This window comes from Actinomycetospora sp. (genome assembly GCF_055612215.1).
The window spans coordinates 1-5,203 of sequence record NZ_JBVPVA010000046.1 but is presented as its reverse complement, the minus strand read 5'-3'; the positions used below and the strand labels follow the sequence as shown (position 1 = coordinate 5,203).

The window sequence follows — 5,203 nt, the reverse complement described above, 5'->3', positions numbered from 1 at the left end:
TGTTGCACACCGTGGTGCCCGAGGAGCCGGACTCCTGCAGGACCACGGTCCCGGTCGCCGCGGTGTTCTGCGAGTTGGTGATGGTGGCGACGAACGCCGACAGCGTGTTGGTCATCGCCAGGGCCAGGACCACCGCGCCGACGAGGCCGGCGGCGACGATGAGCTGGACGAAGCGACGCTGCCTCTTCGGGTCGTTCGCGGAGTTGTCCGACACGTGGTGCCTCTCGGAGTGGGACGCCGTGGTCCCGAGCGGATTCGACGGCGGGGTCAAGGCCACGCGCCGTCGCTGCACTGAGTGCAACCGGAGTATTACACTGCGTCATTCGGTGCAATCCACTCGAATGGGCTAAGCGGGACAGGCGTACGGATTCGCGGCGACGAACGGTCGACACCCACCGGAGTCGGTCGGCGCGGGGTCGCGACCGCTCCGGTCCGTCCGGCCCCGGAGGACGCGCGGGGCGTCCGGAAGTCGATCTCACTCGGACGTGTGTCTGCGGTCCGGCCCGTGCGACGGCCGATGGCTCCGGGAGAGGGCGACGATCGGATCGTCGGGCGAGGAGAGGGGTCGCGTGCGCGGGATGCGGGAGCGGTGGGGTCGGCGGGAACGGCCCGGACGGTCCGGTGGTGCGGCTCGTCCCGCTCGTCCGGCCGCCCTTGCGATCGCGGCCGTCGCGGTCCTGATCGTGATCCCGGGGACCGCTCTCACCCTCGCGGCGACCTCGGCCCCCTCCCCGGCCGTCTCCACGGCCGCACCCGCCCCGGGAGGTGTGGCCGACCTGACGGCCGGCGTGCGGTCGACGCCGACGGCGCCGGGTGACGGCGCCCCGATCACCTACGTCGGGAAGGTCAGCTCGCAGGGCCCGGCGACCACCGGTCGGACGATGCTCGCGCTGACGCTCCCCGCCGGCGCGGGGATCCTCACCGCGCGGGGCGACGACGGCGTGACGTGCGCCGACGAGCGCACCCGGCTCGACTGCACCGGACCCGGGCTGGCGCCGGGTGGGTCGTGGCAGGTCACGGTCATCGCGCGGGTCCCGGGGGGCGCCGGCGGCGGGAACACCCGGGCGACCGTCGAGGTGTCCTCCGACCTCCCCGACCCCACCCCCGCCGACGACACGGCCACCACGGCGGACCAGGCGGAACGCTCCGCCGACCTCATCGTCGCCGCGACCCCGCCGGCCGGGCCCCTCGTGGCCGGAACACGAGTGACCGTCGGCGGCACCGTGACCAACCGCGGTCCGTCGCCGGCCGAGGACACCGTGGTCACGACGGTGCTCCCGCCCGGGGCGTCGTTCGTCGCCGGGACCGTCCCCGGCGGCACCTGCCAGGCGGTCGGTGGGCAGGTCGACTGCGCCCTCGCCCAGCCGCTCGCGGTCGGCGCGAGTGCCCCCGTCGCCGTGGTGGCCGCGCTGGCGCCGTCCTTCGACGCCCCCGACCTCACGGTCTCCTCCGCGGCCGTCACCCGCACTCCGGACCCGCGCACCGCCGACGACTCCGTCGTCACCCGCACGCCGGTCACGGCACGCGCCGCCCTCGACGTCGCCGGCGCGGTCGCCCCCGTGCTCGCCGCGGGCGCACCGACGACCTACACCGTCGTCGTCACCAACCGTGGGCCGTCCGACGCCCGTGACGTGGACCTGGACCCGGGCGTCGACGCGATGACACCGGTCGACGTGGACGCGAGCGTCGGGGTGTGCCGCGGCGCGGGCACGACCCGCCGGTGCGCGCTGGGCACGCTGCCGGCCGGGGCGAGCACGCGGGTCCGGGTGGTGGCCACGGTGCCGGTCGACGCCGCCACCGGTCGGCGGACCATGATCCCGACGGCCACGAGCTCCACGGCCGGAGCGGCGGCCGCACCGACGGCCCCCGCCACGACGGCGGTCGCGCGCCAGGCCGATCTCGCCGTCGCGATCGCCACCGCCCGCAGCGGCGGCGGTCTGGCCGGGACGACCGCGGCCTACACCGCGACCGCGCGCAACCTGGGTCCGTCGGTCGCGCCGCCGGCCGTGCTGCAGGCGATCATTCCGGACGGCCTCACCATCGGCCCGGTCAGCGCCGGGTGCGTCGTCGTGGGGCGGCAGGTGAGCTGCCCGGTGCCGTCGCTCCCGGTCGGCGCGGCCGCGTCGGCCACCGTGAACACCGGGATCGCGCCGGGCCTGCTCGTGACCCCGGAGCCGGTGCAGGCCCGGATCGCTCCCGCTGCGGGAGTCGGTGGGGCGGCCGCGGCGAGCAGTGACCCGCAGCCGGCCAACGACACCGCCGTCGCCGCGGTCGGCGACACCCGCGGTGCCGACCTCAGCGTGACCGCGACCGCCGCGCCGGGCGCCGCCGGGGGCGACGTGGTCGCGGGGACCCGCACCACCCACGTGGTGACCGTCCGCAACGCGGGCCCGGCGGCTGCTCCCGGTGTGGTCGTGACCGACACCCCCGGGGCCGGCCTGACGCCCGTCGACCTCCCCGCGGGCTGCACGGCCGCTCCGGGCGCGGTGTCCTGCCCGGTGGGCGACCTGCCCCCCGGCGCCCAGCGGGTGGTGCAGGTGCCGCTGGTCGTGGCACCGGAGGCGCCGACGGGCATGGTCACGGGGACCGCGACCGCGCGGCCAGCCGCCCTGGTGGATCCGAGCGACTCGAACGCCACCGCCTCCACGGCGACCCCGGTGCGCTCGGTCGCCGACCTGCGCACCGTGCTCGACCGCGTCGAGCCCGGCCCCCTCGCCGCCGGCGGGCCCCCCTCGACGTACCGGGTCCGCACCACGAACGCCGGCCCCTCGGTGGCACCGGCGACGGTCGTCGACCTCGATGCCCTCCCGCGTGGACTGACCGTCCTGGGGGCGACGGTGGCGGCGGCGCCGTGCATGGTCACCGTCTCCCGCGCGGTCTGCCCGGTGGGGGACCTACCCGTCGGGGTGACGGTGGAGGCGCTGGTGAGCGTCGCGGTGGCGGCGGACCTCCCCGTCGGTGCCGTCCCGGTCGCCGCCGCGGCATCGTCCACCGCGACTGACCCGAGCCCGGGCGACACGGGCGCCGACCTCGCGGCCCCGGTGGCGGCCACATCCGACCTGCAGGCCCGGGTCGAGGCCGACCCGCTCACGACGCCCTACGGCACCGTGGTGCCCGGCACCCGGGTGGCGCTGCGGACCTCCGCGGTGAACACCGGGCCGGCGCAGACCGCCGGGGCCACCCTCACCACGACCCTCCCGACCGGCTCGTCGGTGGTCTCGGTCCTGTCGAACCGCGGCCGGTGCACCGCGGCGGGCGCGCGCGTCGACTGCCCCGCGACCGACCTCGGGCCCGGCGGGACGGTCACGGCGACGATCGTCGTGGACGTCCCGACCAACGCGGCCGACGCCTTCGCGGTGCGCAGCGTCGCGGGGTCGCCGACCGCCGACCCGACGCCGGCCGACCGGGTGGCCACGCTGTCGCTGCCGGTCGGTGACCCGGTGGCGGTGGCCGGAGGGCCCGGAGCCGGCGCCCCGGGCGGGCCGGTCGCCTTCCTGGCCGGGCCGGCCGCCTTCCTCGGCGCGCTGCTCACGAGCACCCCGGTGCCGGCGATCGTCGCGGCCGTCCTGGCGCTCCTCCTGGCCGTGCGCGGTCTGCTGCGGGCGGCCCGGGCCCGTCGTCGGGAGGCGGCGGCCGTGGCGCGGGCGGTCGAGGCGGTGGACGCCACCTCGGCGCGGACCGAGCAGCTCGCGCTCGCCCCGGCCCGCGAGGGACGCTGATCGGACCGTCCGGCCCCTCCGGCCGACGGTCGTCTAGCTGTCCAGCGGGACCCCGTTGAAGGCCACGAGGCTGACGACGAAGTACACGACGTAGAGGCCCAGCAGGACGACGCCGTGCCAACGGCGCAGCCGGCCGGTGGCCAGGAAGACCGCCGAGAGCGCCGTCATCCCGATCAGCACGGGCAGGTGCCAGTGCATCACGTCCGCGTCGACGGTGATCGTGCCGCCGACGAGCAGGACGATCCCGAGCTTGCCGGTCACCGAGAACACGACGCTGCCGAGGACGTTCGCGATCCCGATCTCGGGCGCACCCCGCCGGGACGGCTCCACGGTGAGGAAGACGTCCTCGAGCGAGAGCGCCAGCGTCCCGATCGTCACGCCGAAGACGGTGCCGTCGATGTGGAAGGTGTCGAGGATGCCGTCGGTGCCCTGGCCGGCGACGATGGCGCCGATGACGAGGCCGAGCAGCGCGATGACCGCGTAGGTGATCGCCGTCCACGGGGAGCTCTGCCGGGCCCGCAGGAAGCCCTGGTCGATGCGCAGGTCGGGCGGCAGCCCGAAGCCACCGCCACCACCCGCGCCCCCGTCGCCGCCGGTCGCCGGCGGGGTGTCACCGCCTCCGCCGCCGCGGGTCAGCGTCGCGGTGGCCGCGCCGCCGCCGACGCCCGCACCGACCTCCTCGAGCTGCTCGTAGTACTCCGCGTTGCGCCACACCGGACGCCGCGTGGCCTTCTCGCGGTAGGCGATCCAGCCGACGAAGGCCACGAACAGCCCGACGAGGACGACGCCGGTGACGAGCGACAGCGCGCCGGTCGCGGCGAAGACGTAGAGAACGACCGGCGCCGCCACGAACAGCGCCAGGTACGACTTGGGCACGTCGAACTCGCAGGGCGCGATGATCGCGGCGAGCGCGAGCACGATCCCGGTCATGGCGACCGTCGTCCCGATGACCGTGCCCAGGGCGGCCTGTTTGAGGTCGTCGACGTTGAGCACGATGCCGTAGGCGAGGTCGTCGAACTCGATCCCCGTGAAGACCACCGCGATGAGGAACAGCGAGATCGCCCATCGGCTGGCCACCCCGACGAGGTGGGCGATCAGTTTCTCGGCGCAGTACACGAGCAGGGCGATGCCCAGGACGAATTCGACGATCGCGATCATGGGCAGCTCCTCGCCGAGCCATCGGCACTCCGAGATCGAATGCGATGGTGATCGGCGCCACCCCGACCGCGCAACGGGTGGACAGGCGGGTTGACAGGAGCGCCGCGCTTTGCGCTCAGCCGGTGTTGCGCATCCCCGCCGAGATGCCGTTGACGGTCAGGAGCAGCGCCCGCTGCAGGTCCGGGTCGGGCTCGTCGACGGCCCGCCGCTGCGAGAGCGCGTGGACCTGCAGGTGGTGGAGGGGCTCCAGGTAGCTCTCCCGCACCTCGAGGGTCTGGCGCAGCAGCGGGTTGTTCGCGAGCAGCGCGTCGCCGGGGGAGAGCGCG

At 75.8% G+C, this 5,203-nt stretch carries 4 protein-coding genes; 1 reads left to right on the top strand and 3 read right to left on the bottom strand.

Annotated elements, in window-relative coordinates; genetic code table 11:
- The coding region (locus AC0CYZ_RS00985; protein ID WP_472211232.1) for a hypothetical protein at positions 1-214 on the bottom strand (214 nt) is incomplete at its 3' end.
- 553 nt (positions 215-767) lie between these two features.
- On the opposite strand from AC0CYZ_RS00985, the gene AC0CYZ_RS00980 reads away from it, so the two are divergent.
- Positions 768-3,719 carry a hypothetical protein gene (locus AC0CYZ_RS00980; protein ID WP_472211229.1) on the top strand — a complete coding sequence of 984 codons (2,952 nt, stop codon included), beginning with the start codon at positions 768-770 and terminating at the stop codon, positions 3,717-3,719.
- A 33-nt stretch (positions 3,720-3,752) separates the two neighbouring features.
- Here the strand turns inward: AC0CYZ_RS00980 and AC0CYZ_RS00975 are convergent, their stop codons facing one another.
- Positions 3,753-4,877, bottom strand: coding sequence for a sodium:calcium antiporter (locus AC0CYZ_RS00975; RefSeq protein ID WP_472211226.1), 1,125 nt, complete (start codon positions 4,875-4,877; stop codon positions 3,753-3,755).
- Positions 4,878-4,992: 115 nt separating this feature from the next.
- Positions 4,993-5,203, bottom strand: a 211-nt coding sequence (locus AC0CYZ_RS00970; RefSeq protein WP_472211222.1) for a phosphoenolpyruvate carboxylase, incomplete at its 5' end; no start/stop codon positions are given.